At 57.1% G+C, this 1,960-nt stretch carries 2 protein-coding genes and 1 pseudogene; all 3 read left to right on the top strand.

The annotated features are described in order from the left end of the window. A partial coding sequence (locus tag J2W40_RS20470) for an IS630 family transposase (RefSeq protein ID WP_310227794.1) occupies positions 1-713 on the top strand: 713 nt, incomplete at its 5' end. Positions 714-996: 283 nt separating this feature from the next. Then, complete coding sequence (locus tag J2W40_RS20465) at positions 997-1,836, top strand: SDR family NAD(P)-dependent oxidoreductase (protein ID WP_310227793.1); 840 nt, start codon at positions 997-999, stop codon at positions 1,834-1,836. A gap of 4 nt (positions 1,837-1,840) precedes the next feature. Continuing rightward, a pseudogene (locus J2W40_RS20460) lies at positions 1,841-1,960 on the top strand (ATP-binding protein); the annotation flags it as partial.

Raw genomic sequence — 1,960 nt, 5'->3', positions numbered from 1 at the left:
GCTCATTCGGTATGGCAGGCTCTTTGCGTCGTGACATAGTGGGACTCCTTGTTACCCATTATGCCCGGCCACACACGGAAATCCTGACAGTCCCGCTTCACGACATCGTCGGGCTTTATGTTTCTCCGCCTGCCCATGCAATTGTGCTGTCCTTTGATGAGAAGTCGCAGATCCAGGCTCTTGACCGAACCCAACCCGGCCTGCCGATGAAGAAGGGCCGTGCCGGAACCATGACCCATGATTACAAGCGCCATGGCACGACGACGCTGTTTGCCGCACTCAATGTGCTCGATGGCACGGTCATCGCCCAGAACATGCAACGACACCGGCATCAGGAGTTCATCCGTTTCCTCAACTGCATCGAGCATGAAGTTCCAAAGGACAAGACCATCCACGTCATCCTCGACAACTACGCGGCGCACAAGAAGGACAAGGTCCAGGAATGGCTCGCGCGCCATCCGCGCTGGACATTCCACTTCACACCAACCTCGTGCTCATGGCTCAATGCCGTTAAGGGCTTCTTCGCAAAGCTGACGCGGCGGCGGCTTAAGAACGGCGTCTTTCACTCGCTTGTCGATCTTCAAGCCGCCATCAATCGCTTCATCCGAGAATACAATGCCAGCGATCCAAAGCCCTTCGTCTGGAAGGCCGATCCAGACGAAATCATCGCTGCCCGAAACCGGGGGTTCCAAACGTTGGAGTCAATCCACTAGCTCGTCAACCGGCTGTGGAAGATCGTGTCCATCGGTCTCCGAAACTGGGCACACGGGTTCTGATCAATGACCCTTGATATTAACCTTGATCGAAAAGACGGAATAGAAATATGCTTTTAAAATAAACCGTTAGCGACGTTAAAGGATGCCTCTGCCGTTGAACTGTAGCAATGCAATCTACCAGTTTCTTCATCGTGCTAGTAAGTCATGGAATGACAACCAACCTCATGGCAGGGCAGACCAACGTTGTCGCAATACCAGCACCATATTGTCCTATCGGCGGATGTTGAACGAATATGCCGTCTTTCATGCATTACGAAGGGAGAGCCAGATGACCAGCACTACCGAAACGGGGACAGACGTGCAACAAATGTTCGGTCTTGCGGGTCATCGCGCGGTGGTTACCGGAGCAGGATCGGGTCTGGCGGAGGTCATCGCCATGACTCTCGCGCGTGCAGGCGCCAATGTCGTCGTTGCACATGACAACCTGTCCCAGGCCGAACGTGTCGTCGGGGAGATCGAAGCCGCTGGGGGGGCTGCCAGCGCTGCCCTTTGTGACGTTACGAATGAGACGTCCATCGCCACTGTGTTTGCAGACAGGCCACCGCCCGATGCAGTGGTGCTGGGCGCCATGATGCAAGGGGGTGTGCCGGCCCTGGAAATGAGCGCGGATCAATGGGATGCCATGTTCTTGACCAATACGCGCGGCGCGTTCTTGTCCGCACGTGAGGCAATCAAGAGCATGGTCGCCGGCGGTAATGGCGGCGCGATAATCGCGCTTAGCACAATCGGCTCACAACGGCCGATGCTGCGCGGCAACGCAGCCTATGGCTCGTCCAAAGCGGCGGTCAATCAGCTATGCCGCAACCTCGCGTTCGAACATGCGGGCGACGGCATTCGCGTGAATGCGATTCTGCCCGGTGCATTCATGACCAATGCGCCGAAGATGCCCGGTTCCGGCACATTTGTGGCAAGTGGTCCGGGCATGACCATGTCGCGCCATTTGAGTGGCATTGGCGATCCCGCCGATCTGGGCTGGCTGGCTGTCTATCTTGCTAGTCCAGCCGCTCGCTACATCACTGGCCAGGCTTTCGTGATCGATGGCGGCTTCCAGGTCGGGTAATCAAGTGTCGGCCTGGCATCACGCGATAGGCGACAATACCTACGCCGACGCCATCCTGGATCGCCTCGTTCACAATGCCCATCGCATCGAGCTCGAAGGGGAGTCCATGCGGCGCGTCCAGCCA

Source organism: Sphingobium xenophagum, assembly GCF_031457465.1.
Lineage (GTDB): Bacteria > Pseudomonadota > Alphaproteobacteria > Sphingomonadales > Sphingomonadaceae > Sphingobium > Sphingobium xenophagum_A.
Note: the sequence above shows the minus strand (reverse complement) of the source record. Positions and strands in the feature narration are given on the sequence as shown.

Bases quoted from the DNA above. Each gene is read 5' to 3' on its own strand.
- J2W40_RS20465 (WP_310227793.1), top strand. From the start codon at position 997: ATGTTGAACGAATATGCCGTCTTTCATGCATTACGAAGGGAGAGCCAG.